Here is a 20,269-nt window from a genome sequence, read left to right as displayed (position 1 = left end):
CTAGTCCAGGAAGTCGCGGGTGATCTCGCGGGCCTGGAGCAGCCCGCGCAGCCTCGCGAAAGCGCGGGCTCGGGTGGGCCCGATGCTCCCGACCGGTCTGCCCAGCCTGCGCGCCACGTCCACGTAGTGGGGCTCGGAGGTTTCCGTGAGCGCTCTGAACAGCACCCTCTGCGCTGCCGGCAGCTCCTCGACCAGCTCTTCGAGCGTGCCGGCCAGCCAGATCCTGGCCAGTTCCCTGTCGACGTCGTCCGTGCTGCCCAGCGAGTCGAGATCCGGGGTGCAGATCTCCCTGGTGCGCTTGGTGAGCTTGAGGCACTCGCGGAAGGCGATCGTGGCCAGCCAGCCCGGCATGCGCTGGCCGTCCTCGACGCTGCCCAGGTTCTGCCAGGCGAGCATCCACGTCGTCTGCAGCACGTCCTGGGCGTCCTCGTGGCTGAGCCTGAAGCGCCGGATGCGGGCCTTCAGCATGGGGCTGAACTCCTCGACGAGCTGTTCCCACGCCCAGGCGTCGCCTTCCTGGGCGGCGGTCACCAGGGCGCCGGTGTCGAGCCGTTCGATGGTCTGCGCTTGCATGTCGGTCTCCCCGCCGGTCCGGGTTCTCGGGGGGCCAATTCCGGCCGGCTACCTCACCGTGCGATGGATGATCCGAAAAGACTGTTCCGAAGGAGACAGACGGAGTGTGGTCTGCGTCACATTCGGGAGATCGCCCGCCGCCTGCTGTCCGCTCGCGGATTGCGGCCTAGAGTTCTTGCATGAACGCGCGCAGCGGCCTTCCCCACGACGTCGAGCCGGTCGCGGCCGTGCTGGCGGAGATCCCGTTGTTCCGCGTGCTCGGGGAGAACGGCATCCAGAGCACGGCGCGCGCGGGGATGGCGCGCCGCTACCGGTCGGGGCAGATCATCTTCCATCAGGGGGACCCGGGAGAGTCGCTGTACGTGCTGCTCGACGGGCTGGTGAAGGTGGTCTTCACGACAGAGCACGGCGACGAGATCGTGCTGAACATGCTCAGGCGGGGCGACACGTTCGGCGAAATGGCGTTGCTGGACGGCTCGCCGCGCTCGGCCTCCATCGTGACCGTGCGGGCCGCGTGGGTCTTCGCGCTGCCCAGGGCGCGGCTGCTGGAGCTGATGCGGGAGCATCCGGGGCTGGCCGACGAGTTCCTGCGGCTGCTCGGCCGCATGGTGCGCAGGCTCACCGGCCAGGCCGCCGACCTGGCCTTCCTCGACCTGGGGGGACGCCTGGCCAAGCTGCTGCTGCAACTGGCCGACAGGCACGGCAAGTCCGACGACGTGGTGGACCTGCCCGGGCTGACCCAGTCCGACCTCGCCGCGCTGATCGGCGCCTCGCGGCCGGCGGTCAACCGCGCGCTGCAGTCGCTGGTGTCGAGGAACCTCATCGCCGTCCAAGGGCGGACGATCACGCTGCTGGATGTCGCCGCCCTGCGGAAACGGGGCGGCCTCTGACACGAACTGGGGAGTACGGGGTAGATGAACGAGCATGACGAGCGCTGGCCCGAGAAGCGGTTCCGGCAGCTCAGGCAGCAGGCCGACCCTGACGTCGACAAGGTGGTGGCCGAGTACCTCGAGACGCGGCCCCCGGGGCAGGGCGCGCTGGAGCTGGTCAAGGCCGTGATCGCGGAGCTGGGGGCGGCCAAGCGGGAGGCCAGGGAGCCGTCGGGCGAACCGCCGGCCTCCGAGATCTTCGAGGCGATCGAGTTCGTCAGGGAGCTGCCCGAGTGGGGCGACGACAGGGAGCTGCTGGCCAGAGGGCAGGCGGTCTTCGCCGACTACGGGCTGTACCAGTCGGCCGCGCTGTTCTTCGCGTGCCTGCCGATGGCGTACGTGGAGGTGTCCAGCGCCAAGGTGCTGGCCGGCGTCTCCAACCTGGCCACGCACAGCCTGACCCGCCGGGTGGCCGAGACCGGCCAGATGCTGGTGGACGTGATGGGGCTGAAGGCCACCGACAGCCTGCAGCCGGGCCGCCCCGGGCACACGACGGCGATCGGGCTGCGCATCCTGCACTCGGTCGTGCGGGCCCTGGTCGAGGAGAAGTACGCCGACCACTGGGACACCGGGCGCTACGGCCCGCCGGTCAACCAGGAGCTGCTGCTGGCCACGCTCTTCGACTTCTCCGTCGTCACGTGGGAGGCGATGGAGACGATGGGCGTGGTGCTGACCGACGAGGAGCGCACCGCCAACCTCTACACCTGGAGCGTCTTCGGCCACCTCATGGGCATCGAGGTGTGCAGCGACGGCCCCCTCACGCTCGACGACGTCCCGGCGGTCAGCGCGCGCCTGGGCCGCATGCTGGAGACCAGCGACGAGGGCCGCCGCCTGATGGCCATGCTGCTGACCGAGATGGAGGCCTACATGCCGCTGGGCTGGCGCAAGATGCCGCGCAGCCTGGTGCACTGGATCTTCCAGCACGCCGAGCACGGCGTCCACCGGGTGCCCGAGCTGCTCGGCGTGCCCGCGCCCGCCTGGTGGTTCACCTGGATGTTCGCGGTGGCACGTTCCGCTCATCGGCGAAACCGGCTGGCAGGTCCCGTGCGGGGTGTGGTTCGCTGGCTGGTACGGAAGGCCGGGCGACACGTCGTGGTCGCGCTGATCGACCGCCACTCCGACGGGCAGGCGGCGTTCAGGATCCCCGACGAGCTGGCCCGCGCCTGGCGGATCAAGCGGTCGGCCCCCGCGGTCAAGACCCGTGCGATCCGCCGCTCCGTCCGTACGACGCTACGAGCGCCCGCGCAGGGGCGGAAAGGCCCGCGCTAGTGACTGCTGCGTATGAGCCCAGAGGCGATGAGCCCCGGCGTGATGAGCCCAGACGAGATGAGCACAGGCGTGAGCCGGGCACGCTCACCACGGCGACCATCCTGTTCACCGACGTGGTCAGCTCCACCGCGCTGCGGATCAGGCTCGGCGAGGAGCGGGCCAACGTGGTCTTCCGCCGCCTGTACGAGCTGCTGCGCTCGGTGGTGACGGCCAGCGGCTCCACCTTCACCAAGAGCCTGGGCGACGGGCTGATGGCCGTGTTCGACTCCGCGACGGCCGGGCTCGACGCGATCATCGCGGTGCAGCAGGCGGTGGCCGACGAGAACGAGCGCGCCCTGGAGAAGATCTCCATCAGGGCGGCGCTGGCCGCGGGCGACGTGTGCTGGGGCCAGGACGACGTGAGCGGGCTGCCCACGGTGGAGGCGGCGCGCCTGGTGGCGGTGGCAGAGGGCGGGCAGGTGCTCTGCACCGACCTGGTCAGGAGGCTGGCGCAGGGGCGGAGCCGGCACGAGTTCAAGGATCTCGGCCGGCTGCCCGGCAAGGGGCTGCGCGAGCCGCTGCACACCTACGAGCTGCACTGGCAGAGCGCCGACCATCATCTCGGCGGCGGGCTGGCGTCGTGGCTGGACGACGCGGGCGTGCTGCCCTTCGTCGGCCGCGAGCGGGAGCTGCGGGCGCTCGACGGGGAGCTGGCCGCGGCCGAGTTCGGCAGCGGGCTGGTGATCCTGGAGGGCGAGCCCGGGGTGGGCAAGACGCGGCTGGCCTCCGAGGTGGCCAGGCGGGCGCTCAAGCGGCAGTTCACGGTGCTGGCGGGGCGGTGCACGGATCCGGCGCGCAAGGCGTACGAGCCGATCGCCGGAGCCGTGGAGCGGCTGGCCCGCACCTCGCCCGCGCTGCTGCTGCGGGCGGGCGTCGACCAGCAGTGCGGCCAGCTCGTCCGGCTGGCGCCGTCGCTGGCGGCGCCGCCGCTGTCGCTGCAGGTGCCGCCGGCCACCGAGCCGGTGTCGGAGCGCTACCACCTGATGGCCGCGGCCCGCACACTGATCGAGCGGCTGGCCACCGTGCGGCCCGTGCTGCTGATCATCGACGACCTGCAGTGGGCCACGCTGGAGTCGCTGCAGATGCTCAGCTCCCTCATGTGGGACGCCGACGCGCTGCCGCTGTTCGTGCTGGCCACCTCGCGGCCCGTCCCCGTCGAGTCCGCGCCGTCCCAGCAGACGGCGCCCCAGGCGCTGCCCGAGCTGCACAAGCTCACCGCGACCGCGCGGGTCGTCCAGGTGCCGTCGTTCGGGCTGGACGAGGTCTCCTCGGCGCTGACACAGGCGCGGGCCGGCAGCGACCCCGAGCGGCTGCACCGGATCACGGGCGGCAACGCGTTCCTGGTCAGCGAGGTGATCAGGGAGCTGGCGGCGGGCAAGGAGCTCGACGCGCTGGCCGTGCCCGACTCGGTCACCCGCATGGTGACGGCCCGCCTGTCGCAGCTTCACCCCGACGCCAGGGAGCTGGTCACGCTGCTGGCCGTCGGCGAGCGGATGACCTCGGCGGAGCTGCGCCGCGGGCTCGGCCTCGACGAGGCCAGGTTCGTGGCCGCGGTGGAGGAGGCCATGGGCACCGGCCTGGTGACCATGCTCGACAACGGGTCCTGCCAGTTCTCCCACGAGCTGACGAGGGACGCGCTCTACGCCACGCTGTCGCCGCCGCGGGCCGCGCTGCTGCACGGGCGGGTGGCCGACGCGTTGTGCGAGACGGACCCGGCGGCCGTGCGGGCGCGGCCGTACGTGGTGGCCAGGCATCTGGTGGCCGCCGCCGAGCAGGGCCGCGACCCCGGCCGGGTGAGCGCGGCGGCCGACGCGGGCGTGCAGGCCGCCCAGCACGCGCTGGCCGGGCTGGCGCACCGCGAGGCCGTCACCTGGTACCAGCGGGTGCTCGACCTGCTGCGCGACCTGCCCGGCACCACGCTGGAACGGCGCGCCGAGCTGCTGGTCGAGTGCGGCAGGGCGATGTGGCTGGCCGGGCATCCCGAGGCCAGGCGCACCCTGCTGGACGCCGCCGACCTGGCCAGGGAGTGCGAGCGGCACGACCTGCTGGTCACGGCGGCGCTCGGCGGTGACCGGGGCTCGGCCATCTCGGCCGCGCCCGACAACGAGCGCATCGCGCTGCTGACCGAGGCCCGCAAGGTGGTCGACTCCACCGACGTGAGCACCAGGGCGCTGCTGGCGGCGCAGCTCGCCTCCGAGCTGATCTGGGCGCCCGACGGCGAGCGGCGCTTCGCGCTGAGCGACGAGGCGGTGGCGCTGGCCCGCAAGTCCGGCGACCCGCGCACGCTGGCGAGCGTGCTGGGGATGCGCAGCCTGACCATCATCCCGGCCGACCCGCTGCACCAGCGGCACCGCGACGGCGACGAGATGCTGGAGGCGGCCCGCAGGACGGGTGACGACCTGGCACTGTTCCACGCGTACATGCAGCGCACTCCCCCGGTGCTCGACCTCGGCGACACCACCAGGGTGGCCATGCTGCTCGGCCAGGCCGACGAGCTGGCGCGCCGGCTCGGGCAGCCGCACCTGACCTGGCTGATCGGCTACTCCAAGGCCGGGCTGACCCTCATGCAGGGCGACCTGGTGCAGGCCGAGGCGGAGGCGGAGTCGGCGCTGCGGCTGGGCTCGGAGATCGGCCGCCGGCTGGAGGCCATGGCCATCTACTCCGAGCAGATCCGCGAGATCAGGCGGCTGCAGGGGCGGCTGTGGGAGCTGCGCGACCGGCTGCGCCGCGCCGGGCAGCGCCCGCGCGTCGATCCGGTGCACGCGGTGCTGCGTTACCTGTGCGAGCTGGGCGACGAGGAGGCCGCTCCGCTGCTCGACCGCATCCTCGGCTACGGCGGCGCCGCGCCGCCGCGCAACATGGCGCACCGGTCCGCGCTCGACAACCTGGCGGTGGCCGCCGCCCGGCTGGGGCGGGCCGAGCTGGCCGGGCGGCTGTACGACTCGCTGGCCGCCTCCGGCGGCGAGACGTTCGGCCACGGCGCGGTGGCCCACCACTGCGGGCACCACTACCTGGCGCACCTGCGCGTGGCGATGGGCGATCCGCGGCGGGCGGCCGAGCACTTCGAGGCCGCCGCCGAGGTGCACGAGCGGCAGGGGGTGCCGCTCATGCTGGCCGAGTCGCTGCTCGACTGGGCGGACCTGCTGGACGAGGGCGACCTGGGCGGCCCCAAGCCGGCGGACCTGCGCGAGTGGTGCCGCTCGCTGCTGGCCGGGCGCGGGGCGCTGCTCCTGGAGCGGCGCGCCTCCGCTTAGCCGGAACGGCCGTTTAAGCAGGTCAGGGGCCGGGCAGCCCGTTCGGGTGAGAACGAGCGGCTACCCGCCCATCGGTTCGTACGCGTTCCTGTCCGACTGCCACACGGCGGCGCTGGTCGCTCCCGACGGGGCGGTGGAGTGGATGTGCGTGCCGCGCTTCGACGGCCCCAGCGTGTTCGCCAGGATCCTCGACCGGGGGCGCGGCGGGGCGTGGGAGCTGCACGTCGAGGAGGCGTCCGTGGCCGAGCGCGGCTACCTGGACGAGACGCTGGTGCTGCGCACGCGCTGGGAGGGCACGCAGGGCTCGGTGGTCGTGCACGACTTCCTGGCCCTGTCCCCCTCCGGCGACGGCGGCATGAACCCCGTGCGCCTGCTCGTGCGGTGGGCCAGGTGCGAGCGCGGCCGGGCGGTCGTCAGGTCGCGGGTGCTGGCCAGGCCGGGTTACGGGGTGCGCGAGGCCCGCTGGACCGCCCGTGGCGAGGCGCTGGAGGAGGAGTCCGGGCTGATCCTGGCCGGCGCGCCGGAGCCCGAGTCGCGCACCGTGCTGCGGGAGGGCGAGTCGCTGGCGCTCACGCTCGACTACACGGGGGCCGCTCCCGGCGGCCACGCCGGGCGGCTGCTGGAGGACACGGTGCGGTCCTGGCGGTCGTGGTCGGCTCGTTCCGGGTACGCGGGCATCGGCGCCAAGGAGGTGCGGCACAGCGCGATCGTGCTGCGCGGCCTGCTGTACGACGAGGGCGGCGGGCTGCTGGCGGCGCCCACGACGTCCCTGCCGGAATGGCCGGGCGGGCCGCGCAACTGGGACTACCGCTACGTCTGGCACCGCGACGCCGCCCTGACGGTGCTGGCGCTGCTGCGGCTGGGCCACCGCGAGGAGGCGGGCGGCTACCTGGAGTGCCTGCTGCGGCAGTGCGGCGGCGACTCGGACCGGATCCCGCCGATGGCGGGCATCGACGGCCGTCCCGTCACCGGGGAGAGCGTGCTCGGCCATCTGGAGGGGTACGCGGGCTCCCGGCCCGTACGGGTCGGCAACGACGCCTCCACGCAGCTTCAGCTCGACACCTACGGCCACATCCTGGACGCGGCGCTGGCCTACCACGAGGTGACCGGCGAGCTGACCGGGCACGACACGTCGAGGCTGTGGCGGCTGGTCCGGCTGGCGCGCAAGCAGTGGCGCGAGCCCGACGCCGGGATCTGGGAGGTGCGCGGGGCGCCGCGCGCGTGGACGTACTCCAAGCTGTACGCCTGGGTGTGCTTCGACCGGGCGGTGCGGCTGGCGGAGCTGACCGGCGAGGAGGGGCTGCCCCTCGACGAGTGGCGCGCCGAGCGGGAGGCGGTGCGCGAGGACCTGCTGACGCACGGCTACTCGGCGGAGGCCGGCGCGTTCACGCAGTCGTACGGCGCGACGGGCGCGGACGCGTCGCTGCTGCGGCTTCCGCTGGTCGGCTTCCTGGACGGGCGCGACTCCCGGGTGCTGGGCACGCTCGACCACGTGCAGTCGCGGCTGGGTGAGGGCGGGGCGCTGCTGCACCGCTACGACCCCGAGAGCACCGGCGACGGGGTGGACGGGCCGGAGGGCGCGTTCCTGATGTGCTCGTTCGAGATGGTGTCGGCGCTGGTGCTGGCGGGGCGGACGGCGGAGGCCCGCGACCGGTTCGAGACGCTGTGCGCGCGGGCGGAGCCGCTGGGGCTGTTCGCCGAGGAGATGGCGCCGGACGACGGCAGCATGCTGGGCAACTATCCGCAGGCGTTCACGCATCTGGCGCTGATCGAGGCGGCGCTCAACCTCGACGCGTCCGGCACGGCGGACGAGCTGCACGACTGGGCCACGCGGGGCGGCTGAGCGGCCGCCAGGGTTCAACCCAAGACCTAACCGGCATCACGGCCATCCCGGGCGGGCGGCCGGGAGCATCCTTGGACGGTCCTTCTCCCTCCAGTGGAGCCGCGCCATGGGATACCCATCAGAACCGCAACGCCCGCAGCAGGAGATGCCGCCGTACCTGGGCGGCACCGAGTACGGCGGAGGCCCGCCGTACGGGTACGGGCCGCCTGCCCCGCCTCCGCCGCGCCGCGGCCTGGGGCTCGTCCTGGCCCTGGCCATCGGGGTGCCGCTGCTGCTGATCGGGGGCATCGCGACGGCGTGGTTCGTCCTGATCGCCCCGGTCCGCGACTCGATCACCTCGGCCACCGTCGCCCCCGCCGAGACACGCGAGAACGCGGAGCCGGACGCCGCCGCGCCCGACGAGCCGTCCGGCGGGCCCTCCGACGCGCCCGCCGAGGAGCCGGCGCCGGGCGGAGACGACGGCGATCCGCTCACCAGCGAGCCCGGCGGGACGGTGACGCTGAAGGGCATGGAAGCGGGCTCCAAGATGGCCGTGACGCTCAACCGGGCCTGGAGCGAGGCCCGGCCGACGCAGGACAGCGTGCAGCCCAAGCCCGGCAACCGGCTGATGGCGGTCCAGCTCACGCTGACGAACAAGGGCCGCGTGACCTACAAGGACGCGCCCATGAACGGGGCGGTGGTGATCGACTCGGAGGGGCAGCAGTACCCGTTCTCGATCGCCTACGTCGAGCAGGGCCAGCAGTTCCACTGGGCGACCACCATCGACCCGGGTGACAGCCGCAAGGGACTGGTCGTGTTCGAGGTGCCGGAGGGCGCCAGGATGACCACCCTGCAGTTCACGCTGAACAGCGGCTACGCCGACCAGCACGGCGAGTGGAAGCTGGGCTGACCCTTCAGGCCGTGCGGTCCAGGCTGAGCGTGTGGCCCGCCTCGATGGCCACCCGCACGCTCCTGGCCAGCGTCTCCTCCAGGGCCACGCCGTGGTCCTCCAGGGCGCGCATGCCCTCGGCGTCGTCGGTGTGCGCCAGCAGGGCCCGGTACTTGTCGTTGTTGTCCAGCGCCTCGCGGGCCCGCAGGGCGGCGTCGGCCTCCTGGACGCGGCGCGCGTACCGTTCGAGCTGCTCCACCCGGCCCGTCACGGCCGCCACGGAGCGGCGCAGCGCCTCCTGCTGGGGCTCCAGCACGGCCCGCAGCTCGGGGGTCACCACGACGCCCCGCACCGCGCGGTCCTGCTCCTCGTGCAGGTGCGTCTGGACGCGCAGCAGCATCGCGATCTCCCAGATCTGCCGGGGCAGCAGCACCTCGTTGGCCAGCCCGTCCAGCAGGCGCTGCCGCATGACCTGCGAGGTGTAGACGGACATCACGGCCCGCCTGGCGCGTTCCAGGAGCGCGCGGGCGGCCGGTGACAGCTCGGGGACGAGGACCACCCGGTCGCGGTACGGGGCGCGCGAGACGCGCAGCCTCGGGACGAACGAGTCGATGACCGCCAGGCGCTGCTCCTCGCTCAGGCCGGGGTCGGCGACGAAGTCGACCGTGCGCCTGACGTGGTCGCGCTCCTGGGCCAGCCGCCTGGCCTCCTCGGCGGCCAGCGACCGGCGGCGCACCGAGTCCTGCGCGACGACGAACCCGCACAGGCCGACCAGCCCGGCCAGCACGGTGAACACGGCGCCGACGGGCCCGGCCACCAGGTACATGGCGAGACAGGTCACCAGGACGGCCGCGGAGAACGCGACCGATAACAGCGCGTACAGGCAGCCCTTGGCCACGCCGTCCCCCTCTGAGCGAGTTTCCGAAGTGCCCTGAGAGTTCACCATAGCTCCCGATCTCGCTAAGATCACGGGCTTACGGGTCAGCGCAGGTAGGAGGCCCCGTTGAGGTCGAGTACGGCGCCGCTGGCCCACTCGGCGTCCGGCGAGGCCAGGTAGAGAACGGCCGCGGCGATCTCCTCGGGCCGCGCCACCCTGCCGAACGGGCTCTGGGCACGGATGGCGTCGCCGCGCGGCGCCTTGAGGTGCTCGTTGGTCATGTCCGTCTCGACGAACCCGGGGGCCACGGCGGCCACCGCGATGCCGCGCGGGGCCAGGGCGACGGCCAGCGACTGGCTCATCGCGTTGAGCCCCGCCTTGCTGGCGCCGTAGGCGGGCGCGTCGGGCTCGCCGCGGAAGGCGCCGCGCGAGGAGACGTTGACGATCCGGGCGCCGGGCGGCATGTACGGCAACGCGCACCAGATCGCGTTGGCCGCGCCCAGCAGGTTCACCTCCAGCGTGCGCCGCCAGGCGTCCTGCCACTCCTCGTACGACAGGTCGGTCACGGGGTGGTGGAAGTACCTGCCCGCGTTGTTGACCAGCACGTCGATCGAGCCGCCCAGCTCCCGCGCCGCCGCGTCCACCATGGCCTTGACGCCCTCGGGGTCGGCCAGGTCGGCGCGCACCACGGCGTGCCCCTCGCCGGGCAGCTCGCGGAGCAGGTCGCCGGCCTCTTCGGCGGAGTCGCGGTGGTGGATCGCCACCCTGTCCCCCCGCGCGGCGAACGCCGCCGCGACCGCCCGTCCGATGCCTCGCGATGCTCCGGTGACAACAACCGCACGTCCGCTCATTCACGGCACATTAGGGGATCGGCCGGGCGTGGCGGCATCCGGGGTTCGCGATCAAGGACAACCGGAGGCGGATGCCGGACGTCTCACTAATCCCGTCCCCTATCAGGAGTCGCGCCATGGGATATCCGCCCCTGCCGTCCGGCCCGTACGGACCCCCGCCTCCGTACCAGCAGCCGCCGTACGGCATGCGGCCCGGGCAGGAGTTCGTGGCCGACGCGCCGCCGCCGTCGCCTCCCGACAACCGGCCCCTCGTCCTGCTGCTCGCGGCCGGCGTCCCGCTGCTGCTCCTGGGGGCGTGCGCCGCCGTGGTGATGGTGCTGACGGACACCGGGCGGCCGTCCGTGCTCACCGGCTCGGAGGGGGCGACCATGGTCATCACGCAGGAGCCGCTGCCGAGCGAGCCACCGGCGGCGGGTGACGCGGTGGGGCAGCCTCCCGCGGACCCGTGGGCGCAGCTTCCGCCCGCGGACACGAGCGGGCAGCCGGGGACCGATCAGGCGGGCATCACCCCGCCCACCGGCCAGCCCGCGTACGGCCAGCCCTCGCCCGGCCAGCCTGCTGTCAACCCGCCCGCCTCTGGCCAGCCCGCCACCAGCCCACCCGCCGCCGGCCAGCCGCCGGCCGGTGGCGGCACGACGAACCCTGGCGCACAGGGACAGACCGCCCGCGTGGGCGGCGCGCTCACCCTCCAGGGCACCGACCCCGCCCTCAAGGTGAGCGTCACCCTGAACCGCGTGGTGAACCCCGCCACCCCCGCCTCCGACTTCCTGAAGCCGCAGACCGGCAACAAGCTCGCCGCCGTCGAGATCACCCTCACCAACGCGGGCCAGGCCGTCTACGCCGACGCCCCCACGACCGGCGCCTGGCTGATCGACGCGGAGGGCCAGCAGTACCGCTTCTCGCTCTCCAGCGTCACCGAGGGCCAGAGCTTCGGCGGCACCGTGACGGTCAACGCGGGCGACTCGCGCAAGGGCGTGATCGTGTTCGAGGTCCCGGAGGCGGCGCGGCTGACCAAGTTCCAGTTCGGCCTGAACTACGGGATCGCCGACCAGAAGGGCGAGTGGACGCTGTCCTGACGCTCAGCGCCCCCGCAGGATCAGCCTGGCCAGCCGCCGCGGCCGTTTGCGCCGGAACGCCGCCCGCTCGTTGGCCTGCGGGTAGGGCACGTCCGGCACGGGCACCCCGAGGAACGCGCACAGCGGCGCCCACCCGTCCCCCGTCTCGAAGACCAGCAGCCGCCCGGCCGGGATGGTGGCCCTGACCTCGGCGACGTGCCGTTCGAAGACCTCGATGACGTGCTCCCGGTCGTCGATGCGCCCGCCGAAGACGGGGTCGATGAAGGTCGCCCTGGCCATCCGCGGGTACAGGGCGAAGTCCGGCGACCGCCTGGCCACCAGCCACCGGATCGCGCGCCGCCGCAGCGGCGGCCTCCCCCGCTGTTCCAGGGCGCTGCGGAAGATGGTGGCGCTGACGCTCTCGTACCAGCGTCCCGGGTCGCGGACGGTCAGGATGACCTTGGCCTCGGGATAGTGCGCGGCCAGTTCCCGCCAGTACGCGGAGGCGGGCCAGTCGAGCGCCGACCGGAACCCGGTGAACAGCGCGTCCCAATCCCGCGTGCGCCCCTCGCCGACGTCCAGCCACTGCCGCACCCGGTACGGCTCCGCGATGACGGTGGACATGTGGTAGCAGGGCCCGAGTCCGAGCAGTTCGAGTGCCGCTTTCAGTGACCTCGTGCCCGTACGGCCGAAGCCCGCGCCGATCACTTTCACCCGCGCACCTCTGATCCTTCTCTGATGTGCGCCGCCTAATGTCGCGACAAATCCCGTTATATGACGGCATCAGGCACTCCGGGAACGCCCCCTCACCGCACAGAGGAGCCCCACCATGCTCTTCCCGTCCCCCCTGATCGAGTCGCTGCGCCAGGCCCCCGCGACCCCCGCCTTCGAGCACTGCGGCAGGACCGTCACCCGCGCCGAGCTGCTGGAGCTGATCCGGCGGCTGGCGGGCGCCATGCGCGAGGCGGGCCTGGGCCCCGGCCGGGCGGTCGCCGTCCGCACGGAGGTCACGCCCGAGGCGTTCGCCGCGCACATGGCCGCGCACGCGCTGGGCTGCCGCGTCGTCGGGATCCGCCCCGGCTACCCGCCCGGCCAGCTCGCCCACGTGCTCGGCATGGACATCGACGCCGTCCTCGTGGACCCGGTCACCGCCACGCCCCAGCTCATGACGGGGCGGACGCTCTCGCTCGGCCCCGTGCCCGGCGCGACCGACCTGCTGGCCTGCCCCGACGACGGCCGCCCGCTGGAGGTGACCGCCCGGCCCGGCGACGTGGCCGCCCTGACCTTCACCAGCGGCAGCACCGGCCGGCCCAAGGGGTGCGCGATCACCTATCAGGCGCTCAGCGAGCACTGGGCGTGGCAGCCGCGCGTCTGGGGGCCGGTGGCGGCGGCCTTCGCCCGCGCCTTCGAGCGGTACCTGCTGTTCGGGACGCTGGCCAGCATGGTGGTGCTGGAGTTCCTGGCGCCGTGCCTGCTCGGCGGGGGCACGGCGGTCATCCCGGAGGACGACGGGCGGCCGATGTTCCCGTACGCGATCGAGCGGTACCGCATCACCGGGTCGATCATCACCGTGCCCAGGCTGTTCAGGATGCTGGAGCTGCTCGGCTCGGCGGACGTGTCGAGCCTGCGCGCGCTGATGGTGTCGGGTTCGCCGATCGGCCCGCGCCGGCTCAGGGCGGCGGCCGAGCGGCTCGGCCCGGTCGTCTACCAGGGGTACGGGCAGACCGAGGCGGGCAACGTGGCCATGCTCACCCCCGCGCACATCGCCGCCGGCATCGTGGCGCCGGTGGGCCTGCCGCATCCCGGGGTCGAGCTGAGCGTGCGCGACGAGGGTGGCGCCGTCCTGCCGCCCGGCCGGACGGGCGAGATCCATGTGCGCAGCGCGTACCTCATGGCCGGGTACTGGGGCGACGAGGCGGAGACCCGCGACACGCTGCGGGACGGCTGGCTGCGCACCCGCGACCTCGGCCACGTGGACGCCGGCGGCTTCCTGCACCTGGAGGGCCGCTCCAGGGACGTGGTCATGGTCAACGCGATGGTGGTGTACGCGGGGCCGATCGAGCGGGTGCTGACCGCCCACCCGGACGTGGACGAGGCGTACGTGGTGGGCGCGCCGGACGAGGGCAGCGGCGAGGCGGTGCACGCGTTCGTGGTGCCGGCGCCAGGCCGGGTGCCCGACCAGGCCGCTCTGGCCGCCCGCGTACGGGCCGAGCTGGGCGACGACAGCGTGCCCAAGACGATCACGGTGGTGCCCGGCGTTCCGGTGGCCACCAGCGGCAAGCCCGACAAGCGGGCCCTGCTGGCGCGGCACGGCGAGAACCTGTTCTGATCGGACGGCCTGTTCTGATCGAACGGCCTGTTCTGTTCGAACGGCCTGTTCTGATCGAACTCTGAGAATCGCCCGCCAACACTGAGGTTGTCTCTTCAACCACTTCGCAGTGACGGAGGCGTCAGTGGCGGACAACACCCTCGACTACCTGGTGATCGGCGCCGGGCCCGCGGGCCTCCAGCTCGGCTACTTCCTGCACAAGGCGGACCGGAAGTACCTGATCCTCGAGGCGGGGTCCGGGCCTGGCCGGTTCTTCCGCACCTTCCCTCGCCATCGCACGCTCATCTCGATCAACAAGAAGCACACCGGATGGGACGACCCCGAGCTCAACCTCCGGATGGACTGGAACTCGCTGCTGTCGGACGACCCCGGCCTGCTGTTCACCGGCTACAGCGACCGCTACTTCCCGCACGCCGACGACATGGTGCGCTACCTGCGCGACTTCGCCGAGACGTGCGGGCTGCGGATCGCCTTCGACTCGCGCGTGGTCCGGGTGGACCGGCCGGGGAGCTTCCGCGTGACCGTGGAGGACGGCCGCGTCTACGAGGCGCGCCGGATCGTCGTCGCGGCGGGCGTCACGCAGCCGAACATCCCGCCCATCCCGGGCATCGAGACGGCGGACCCGTACGGCACCGCCTCCACCGACCCGGCCGACTACCTCGGGCAGCGGGTGCTCGTCATCGGCAAGGGCAACTCGGCCTTCGAGACGGCCGACAACCTCATCGAGACGGCGGCGGTCATCCACGTGGCGGGCCCGCACTCCGTACGCATGGCCTGGCGCACCCACTACGTCGGCCACCTGCGCGCGATCAACAACGGCCTGCTCGACACCTACCAGCTCAAGTCGCAGAACGCGCTGCTCGACGGCGACATCAAGCGCGTCGAGCGGCAGCCGGACGGCACCTACCGGGTCACGGTGGCCTTCGCCAGGGTCAACGAGGTCACCAAGGACATCCCGTACGACCGGGTGATCGTCTGCACCGGCTTCCGCTTCGACTCCTCGATCTTCGCCGACGACTGCCGCCCCGACCTGGTGATCAACGGCAGGTTCCCGGCGCTCACGCCGGCGTACGAGTCGGTCAGCGTCCCCGGCCTGTACTTCGCCGGCACCATCACCCAGTCGCGCGACTTCAAGCGCGGCACCAGCGGCTTCATCCACGGCTTCCGTTACGGCGTGCGCGCCCTGCACCGGATCATGGAGTCGCGCCATCACGGCGTGCCCTGGCCGGCCGCGGAGCTGCCCGCCGACCCGGCGGCGCTGGCGGCGGCGGTCATCGGCCGGGTCAACCGCGCCTCGGCCCTGTGGCAGCAGTTCGGCCTGCTGGCCGACGTGATCGTGCTGAACGGCGACGGCACCGCCCGCTACCTGGAGGAGCTGCCGTTCGACCTGCAAGGCCCGCCGATCGGCGACCGCGGCCATTTCGCGATCACCCTGGAGTACGGCCCGGACCACGACAAGATCGACCCTTTCGACATCGAGGTCGGCCGCATCAGCCAGAGCGACTCGGCCCGCGCGCACGAGGGCCACTACCTGCACCCCGTCGTGCGGCACCACCTGCCGGGCGGGCCCGTCGCGGTGCACCACATCACGGAGAACCTGGAGAATGAGTGGGACTCCCCCGAGGTCCACGTCGAGCCGCTCCGGGCCTTCTTCGCCGCGCGGCTGGCCGGCGTGCCCGCGTGAGGAGGGGACGGGCATGCTGACCGCCGTGCTGGTCACGGTCGTGCTGCCAGTCGTGCTGCTCGCCATACTGGCCGGCCTGCCGTGGTGGCTGCCCGCCAGGGTCGTGGCGCTGCGGGTGCGCGTGTTCGAGCGGATCAACGGGGACGAGGGCATCCCGGTGCCCGGCGACCTCGTCCCCGTCGAGCGTTTCGAGCAGGTGTACGCGCACCCGGCCGCCGGCGGGCGCAGCAAGGGGGCGGCGCTGTCGGACGTGTTCTGGTACTGGCTCTCGCCCGGCCCCGAGATGCACCAGGAGCATCTGGAGGCGGGCGGCGCCTACGACGCCGTGGCCAGGCTGACGCGCCGCATGCTCGCCGTGCGCCGCGCGGAGGCCGAGGAGCTGGCCCGCCGCTGCGCGGGCCGCGCGCTGCGGGACGTGCGCGGCCTGGTGCGGCTGCGGGACCTGATGATCCCGCTGTGGGCGGAGTTCTCCTACGAGCTGGTCTTCGCCGAGCCCTGCCCGCGCGAGGCCCGCGACCTCATCGCCGGGAACGCCGCCGACGTCGCCGCCTCGCTCAAGTGCACGAGCCTGCGGCACATGGGCCGCCGCGACCGCCTGAACGCCTACCTTCTGCGCAACCTGCACCGGGTGCGCCTGCCGCTCCCCGACGGCCTGACACCGCGGCAGCAGGCGTACTACCTGCACGGCGCCTTCTTCACCACCGCGGTCGTGCAGATGTCGGAGGCCATGGCCCACCTGCTGCTCGCCCTCGCGCGGCACCCCGCCGTGCAGGAGCGGGCGCGCAAGAGCGACGACCGCTACCTCGACCAGGTGATGGCCGAGACGATGCGGCTCTACCCGCTGTTCGGCATCGCCCACCGCATCACCACCGGCGACATCGAGCTCGACGAGCGCACCACGATCCCCGCCGGGTCGGTGCTCTGCTTCAACTACCCCGCCTTCCACCACGCCGGCTGCCCCGACCCTGACCGGTTCGATCCGGACCGGTTCGCGGGGCCCGGCGCCAAGGACCTCAACCACATCCCGTTCGGCGTCGCGGCCAACCGGCCGTGCCCGGCCTGGCGGCTGGCGCCGATCGTCATGCGGGCGGTGACCCGCGAGGTGCTGGGCCGCTACGTCCTCGACTCCTCCGTCACCCACACCAGGTCCATGCCGCATCGCGGGCCCTGCCTGCTCACCCCTCGCGGCGCCCCCCACCGGCCCGGCCGCGCGCTGGCCTACCTGCGCGTGCGCGACCGGTGGGAGGACGTCTGGCGCAGCCTCGTCCAGCTCGTCCTCGGCACGTACATGGTGTGGGACGCGCGCAGGCTGCGGCTGTGCGAACGCCACTTCGCCTCTGACGCCCCGGAGAATACCCATGCACATCCTGGCTCACGTCACAGCTCCTGACGCGAACCTCGCGCTGGTGCTCAAGGTCCTGCCCGCCCTCGTCGTGCTGCTCATCACGGCGGCGATCTGCGGTCGGCTGGCCCAGATGGTGATGCAGCCGCGCGTGCTCGGCGAGATGGTCGCCGGCGTGCTGCTCGGGCCGACGCTGTTCGGCTGGCTGTTCCCCGAGGCGCAGGCGGCGCTGTTCCCGCCCGAGGTGCGGCCCATCCTGTACGTGCTGAGCACCATCGGCCTGACCCTCTACATGTTCCTCGTCGGCGCCGGCATCGAACAGGGCTCCCAGACGCCCGGTGAGGTCCGCAAGGCGGGCGTGCTGGCCGCGTCGGGCATCGTCCCGTCGCTGCTGCTCGGCGCCGCCACCGGCTTCCTGCTGTACGACCTGCTGTCCCGGCCCGACGTGCCGCCGTTCCAGTTCGCCCTGTTCGTCGGCGGCGCGCTGTCGCTGACCGCCTTCCCCATGCTGGCCAGGATCCTGTACGAGCGGGGCCTGGAGCACACCCCCATCGGCCGGCTCACCCTGCTGGCCGCCTCCATCGACGACGCGCTGGCCTGGTGCATCCTGGCCGTCCTGTCGGCCATGCACCTCGGCGGCGGCGCCGGCGGCGCGCTGCCCACGATCGCGCTGACCGCGCTGTTCGCCGTCGTCATGCTGAAGGTCGTGGCGCCGCTGCTGCGCCCGATGGGCAGGACCGTCGCGCGCACCGGCCGGCTCGGCCCGACCGCCATGTACGTCGTCATCCTCGTCCCGCTCGCCGCGGGCTGGGTGACCGACTGGATCGGCGTCTACTCGGTGTTCGGCGGCTTCTTCGCGGGCCTGGCCATGCCCCGCGACCCCGCCTTCCGCCAGGCGCTGCACAGCCGCATGATGGAGCTCGTCTCGACGCTGCTGCTGCCCACCTTCTTCACCTTCTCCGGGCTGAACACGCAGCTCGGCGGCATCGCGGGCGGCGCCATGCTGGGGGCGTTCGGGCTGATCCTGGCGGCCGGGTTCGCCGGGAAGTACTTCGGGTGCTCGCTGGCGATGCGCGGCATCGGGTTCGGCAAGCGGGAGTCGTACGCGGTGGGGGCGCTGATGAACGCCCGGGGCCTGATGATCCTCATCTTCATCAACATCGGCCTGGCCCAGGGCATGATCACGCAGGAGCTGTTCGCCATGCTCGTCCTCGTGGCCGTCCTCACCACCGCGAGCGCCCTCCCCCTGTACAAGCTGGCGCTGCCCGACCGGCTGGAGACCGGCACCCGGGCCGAGGCCCGGTCCGTCTCCGCGTGACCACCCGCGCGGTTCTGGTGGGCCAATGACCGAGTGGACCTGGAAAATCCGCCACGGCGGTGCAACCGTGGTCTGGTGGCTGGGACATCAGGCACAGCCGGCCCCGCCTCACGCCGGCTGCTGCTCGTCGAGGACGACCGCGAACTGGGGAACATGCTGGTCGGCCTGTTCACCGAGCAGGGTTACACCGTCGATCTGGCGCCGGAGGGGCAGCGCGGGCTGCACCTGGCGCTGTCCCGCGCGTACGACGTGCTCATCGTCGACCGCGGCCTGCCCGCCCTCGACGGGATCGACCTGGTACGGCGGCTGCGCCGGCAGGCGGTCACCGTCCCGGTGCTCGTGCTCACCGCCTTCGGCACGGTCGCCGACCGGGTCACCGGGCTCGACGCCGGGGCCGAGGATTACCTGGTCAAGCCGTTCGAGATCGACGAGCTGCTGGCCAGGGTGCGCGCGCTGCACCGCCGCAACCTCGACCTGGCCGGCCTGCTGCCGCTGGGCGCGGGCTGGCTGGACACCGAGGCGCACGTCGTCCGGCTGCCGAGCGGGGAGCAGGTGACGCTGTCGGGCCAGGAGTGCCGGCTGCTCAGCGCGCTGGCCATGCGTCCCAGGCAGGTGCACACGCGCAGGTCGCTGCGGCAGCGGGTCTTCGACGGGGCCAGCAAGGAGTCGATCGTGGACACGTACGTGTACTACCTGCGCAACAAGCTCGGCTCCGGCGTCGTGGACACCGTGCGAGGTGTGGGCTACCGCCTGGGTGCGTTATGAGCGTTGGTTGGTTCGGCCGTCCCCGGCTGCCGGACCCCGACCATCGGCTGCTCGTCCGTGCCCGGCGGCGCATCACCGTGCAGGTCGCGGGCGCGATCTCGGTGGTCCTGGCGCTCGTCGGCGTGCTGGTGTGGTGCGCCATGGGGCACAGCCAGGGCGTGGCCGCCGAACGCGACCTGGCCGCCGCCGCGCAGCGCTCGCCCGTGGCGTACCCGCCGCCCTGCGTGTGGCTGTACGAGCTGCGCGCCGACGGCACCGTGCGCGCCTCGCCCGGCGCGCCCGCGGCGCTGCCCGTACGGGTGGCGCTCGCGCGCGTCGCGGCCGGGTCGGGGCCGCAGACGGCGCACGTCAGCGTGGCCGGGCGCGACTACCTGGTGCACACGCGCGAGCGCGGCGGCGCGACCGTGCAGGCCGCGATGGACCTGCGCTATCTGATGGCCGAGCAGCAGCGGCTGCTGCGCACGCTGGTCGGCGCGGAGATCGCCGGGCTGCTGGCCGCGCTGCTGGTCGGGCAGGTCGTCTCACGCCGCGCGATCGCGCCGCTGGGCGAGGCGCTGGCCCGCCAGCGCCGCTTCGCCGCCGACGTCAGCCACGAGCTGCGCACGCCGCTGACCCGCCTGCACACCCGCGCGCAGCTCCTGTCGCGGCGGCTGCGCGGCGACACCGACCCGATCCTGCTCATCGACGAGGTGGACCAGCTCGCGACCGGCACCAGGCAGCTCGGCGAGGTGGTCGAGGACCTGCTCAGATCCGCCCAGTTCAAGCAGTTGCGCCGCCCCTTCGGCCCGGTGGACCTGGCCGTGCTGGCCGCCGAGCTGGCCGTGGCCGAGGACGTCAGGGCCGCCGACCAGGGGGTGAGCATCGAGGTGCGCTGCGACGGGCCGGGCGACCACGTGGTGCGCGGGGTGGAATCCGCCCTGCGGCGGGTCGTCTCGGCGCTGCTCGACAATGCGCTCGGCCACACCGGCCCCGGCGGGCACATCTGGGTGACGCTGTCCAGCGGGCCGGGCACGGTCGGCCTCACCGTCAGGGACGACGGCGCGGGCCTCGACCCGGAGCACGCCGAGCGGCTGTTCACCCGGTTCGAGGGGACCGGGTTCGGGCTGGGGCTGGCACTGGTGCGCGAGGTCGTGGACGGCCACAACGGCACCATCACCGCCGACGGCCGGCCCGGAGACGGCGCCGAGTTCACCGTACGGCTGCCCGCCCACCCGCCCGTACCGATCGTGGAGCCCGCCTATCAGAGGTATCAGCCGCCGCTGCCGGGGTAGCC

The 20,269-nt window shown here is 73.1% G+C and carries 16 protein-coding genes; 12 read left to right on the top strand and 4 right to left on the bottom strand.

The window, feature by feature from the left end:
* Complete coding sequence (locus FXF51_RS22725) at positions 1–573, bottom strand: RNA polymerase sigma factor (RefSeq protein ID WP_148436539.1); 573 nt, start codon at positions 571–573, stop codon at positions 1–3.
* A 179-nt stretch (positions 574–752) separates the two neighbouring features.
* Here FXF51_RS22725 and FXF51_RS22720 point away from each other — a divergent pair, with 179 nt between their 5' ends.
* The 5 genes from FXF51_RS22720 (at position 753) to FXF51_RS22705 (ending at position 8,796) form a co-directional block, all read left to right on the top strand.
* The gene (locus FXF51_RS22720; RefSeq protein ID WP_148436538.1) at positions 753–1,463 is read left to right on the top strand and encodes a Crp/Fnr family transcriptional regulator; all 711 of its coding nucleotides are present in this window, start codon (positions 753–755) and stop codon (positions 1,461–1,463) included.
* Between the two features lie 24 nt (positions 1,464–1,487).
* Positions 1,488–2,771: an oxygenase MpaB family protein gene (locus tag FXF51_RS60950; protein WP_187414522.1), complete on the top strand. Its 1,284-nt coding sequence runs from the start codon at positions 1,488–1,490 to the stop codon at positions 2,769–2,771.
* Complete coding sequence (locus FXF51_RS22715) at positions 2,771–6,064, top strand: ATP-binding protein (RefSeq protein WP_187414521.1); 3,294 nt, start codon at positions 2,771–2,773, stop codon at positions 6,062–6,064. The genes FXF51_RS60950 and FXF51_RS22715 overlap by 1 nt, the downstream gene beginning before the upstream one ends.
* Positions 6,065–6,110: 46 nt before the next feature.
* The gene (locus FXF51_RS22710; RefSeq protein ID WP_148436536.1) at positions 6,111–7,907 is read left to right on the top strand and encodes a glycoside hydrolase family 15 protein; all 1,797 of its coding nucleotides are present in this window, start codon (positions 6,111–6,113) and stop codon (positions 7,905–7,907) included.
* A 106-nt stretch (positions 7,908–8,013) separates the two neighbouring features.
* Entirely contained in the window at positions 8,014–8,796 is a 783-nt protein-coding gene (locus tag FXF51_RS22705; protein WP_148436535.1) for a DUF4352 domain-containing protein, read from the top strand.
* 4 nt (positions 8,797–8,800) lie between these two features.
* Here the strand turns inward: FXF51_RS22705 and FXF51_RS22700 are convergent, their stop codons facing one another.
* Entirely contained in the window at positions 8,801–9,673 is an 873-nt protein-coding gene (locus FXF51_RS22700) for a hypothetical protein (RefSeq protein ID WP_148436534.1), read from the bottom strand.
* Between the two features lie 83 nt (positions 9,674–9,756).
* Positions 9,757–10,503: an SDR family NAD(P)-dependent oxidoreductase gene (locus tag FXF51_RS22695; protein WP_148436533.1), complete on the bottom strand. Its 747-nt coding sequence runs from the start codon at positions 10,501–10,503 to the stop codon at positions 9,757–9,759.
* Between the two features lie 116 nt (positions 10,504–10,619).
* Between FXF51_RS22695 and FXF51_RS22690 the strand changes: the two genes are divergently transcribed.
* The gene (locus FXF51_RS22690) at positions 10,620–11,579 is read left to right on the top strand and encodes a DUF4352 domain-containing protein (RefSeq protein ID WP_148436532.1); all 960 of its coding nucleotides are present in this window, start codon (positions 10,620–10,622) and stop codon (positions 11,577–11,579) included.
* A 3-nt stretch (positions 11,580–11,582) separates the two neighbouring features.
* On the opposite strand, the gene FXF51_RS22685 is transcribed toward FXF51_RS22690, so the two are convergent.
* Positions 11,583–12,272, bottom strand: a complete 690-nt coding sequence (locus FXF51_RS22685; RefSeq protein WP_148436531.1) for a sulfotransferase family protein — start codon at positions 12,270–12,272, stop codon at positions 11,583–11,585.
* Between the two features lie 115 nt (positions 12,273–12,387).
* Between FXF51_RS22685 and FXF51_RS22680 the strand changes: the two genes are divergently transcribed.
* The 6 genes from FXF51_RS22680 (at position 12,388) to FXF51_RS22655 (ending at position 20,267) form a co-directional block, all read left to right on the top strand.
* On the top strand, positions 12,388–13,887 hold the full coding sequence (locus tag FXF51_RS22680) for a class I adenylate-forming enzyme family protein (RefSeq protein WP_148436530.1): 1,500 nt from the start codon (positions 12,388–12,390) through the stop codon (positions 13,885–13,887).
* Positions 13,888–14,011: 124 nt separating this feature from the next.
* Positions 14,012–15,571 (top strand): NAD(P)-binding domain-containing protein, encoded by a 1,560-nt coding sequence (locus FXF51_RS22675; protein WP_148436529.1) that lies wholly within the window; start codon positions 14,012–14,014, stop codon positions 15,569–15,571.
* 13 nt (positions 15,572–15,584) lie between these two features.
* Positions 15,585–16,961 carry a cytochrome P450 gene (locus FXF51_RS22670; RefSeq protein ID WP_148436528.1) on the top strand — a complete coding sequence of 459 codons (1,377 nt, stop codon included), beginning with the start codon at positions 15,585–15,587 and terminating at the stop codon, positions 16,959–16,961.
* Positions 16,930–18,231 carry a cation:proton antiporter gene (locus FXF51_RS22665; RefSeq protein WP_148436527.1) on the top strand — a complete coding sequence of 434 codons (1,302 nt, stop codon included), beginning with the start codon at positions 16,930–16,932 and terminating at the stop codon, positions 18,229–18,231. Before FXF51_RS22670 ends, FXF51_RS22665 begins: the two co-directional genes overlap by 32 nt.
* Before the next feature lie 75 nt (positions 18,232–18,306).
* The gene (locus tag FXF51_RS22660) at positions 18,307–18,996 is read left to right on the top strand and encodes a response regulator transcription factor (RefSeq protein ID WP_222871418.1); all 690 of its coding nucleotides are present in this window, start codon (positions 18,307–18,309) and stop codon (positions 18,994–18,996) included.
* Positions 18,993–20,267, top strand: a complete 1,275-nt coding sequence (locus tag FXF51_RS22655) for a sensor histidine kinase (protein WP_148436526.1) — start codon at positions 18,993–18,995, stop codon at positions 20,265–20,267. The genes FXF51_RS22660 and FXF51_RS22655 overlap by 4 nt, the downstream gene beginning before the upstream one ends.
* Positions 20,268–20,269 lie beyond the last annotated feature (2 nt).

It is taken from the genome of Nonomuraea sp. PA05 (genome assembly GCF_008086045.1).
In the GTDB taxonomy this organism is placed as follows: Bacteria; Actinomycetota; Actinomycetes; order Streptosporangiales; family Streptosporangiaceae; genus Nonomuraea; species Nonomuraea monospora.
Note: the sequence above shows the minus strand (reverse complement) of the source record. Positions and strands in the feature narration are given on the sequence as shown.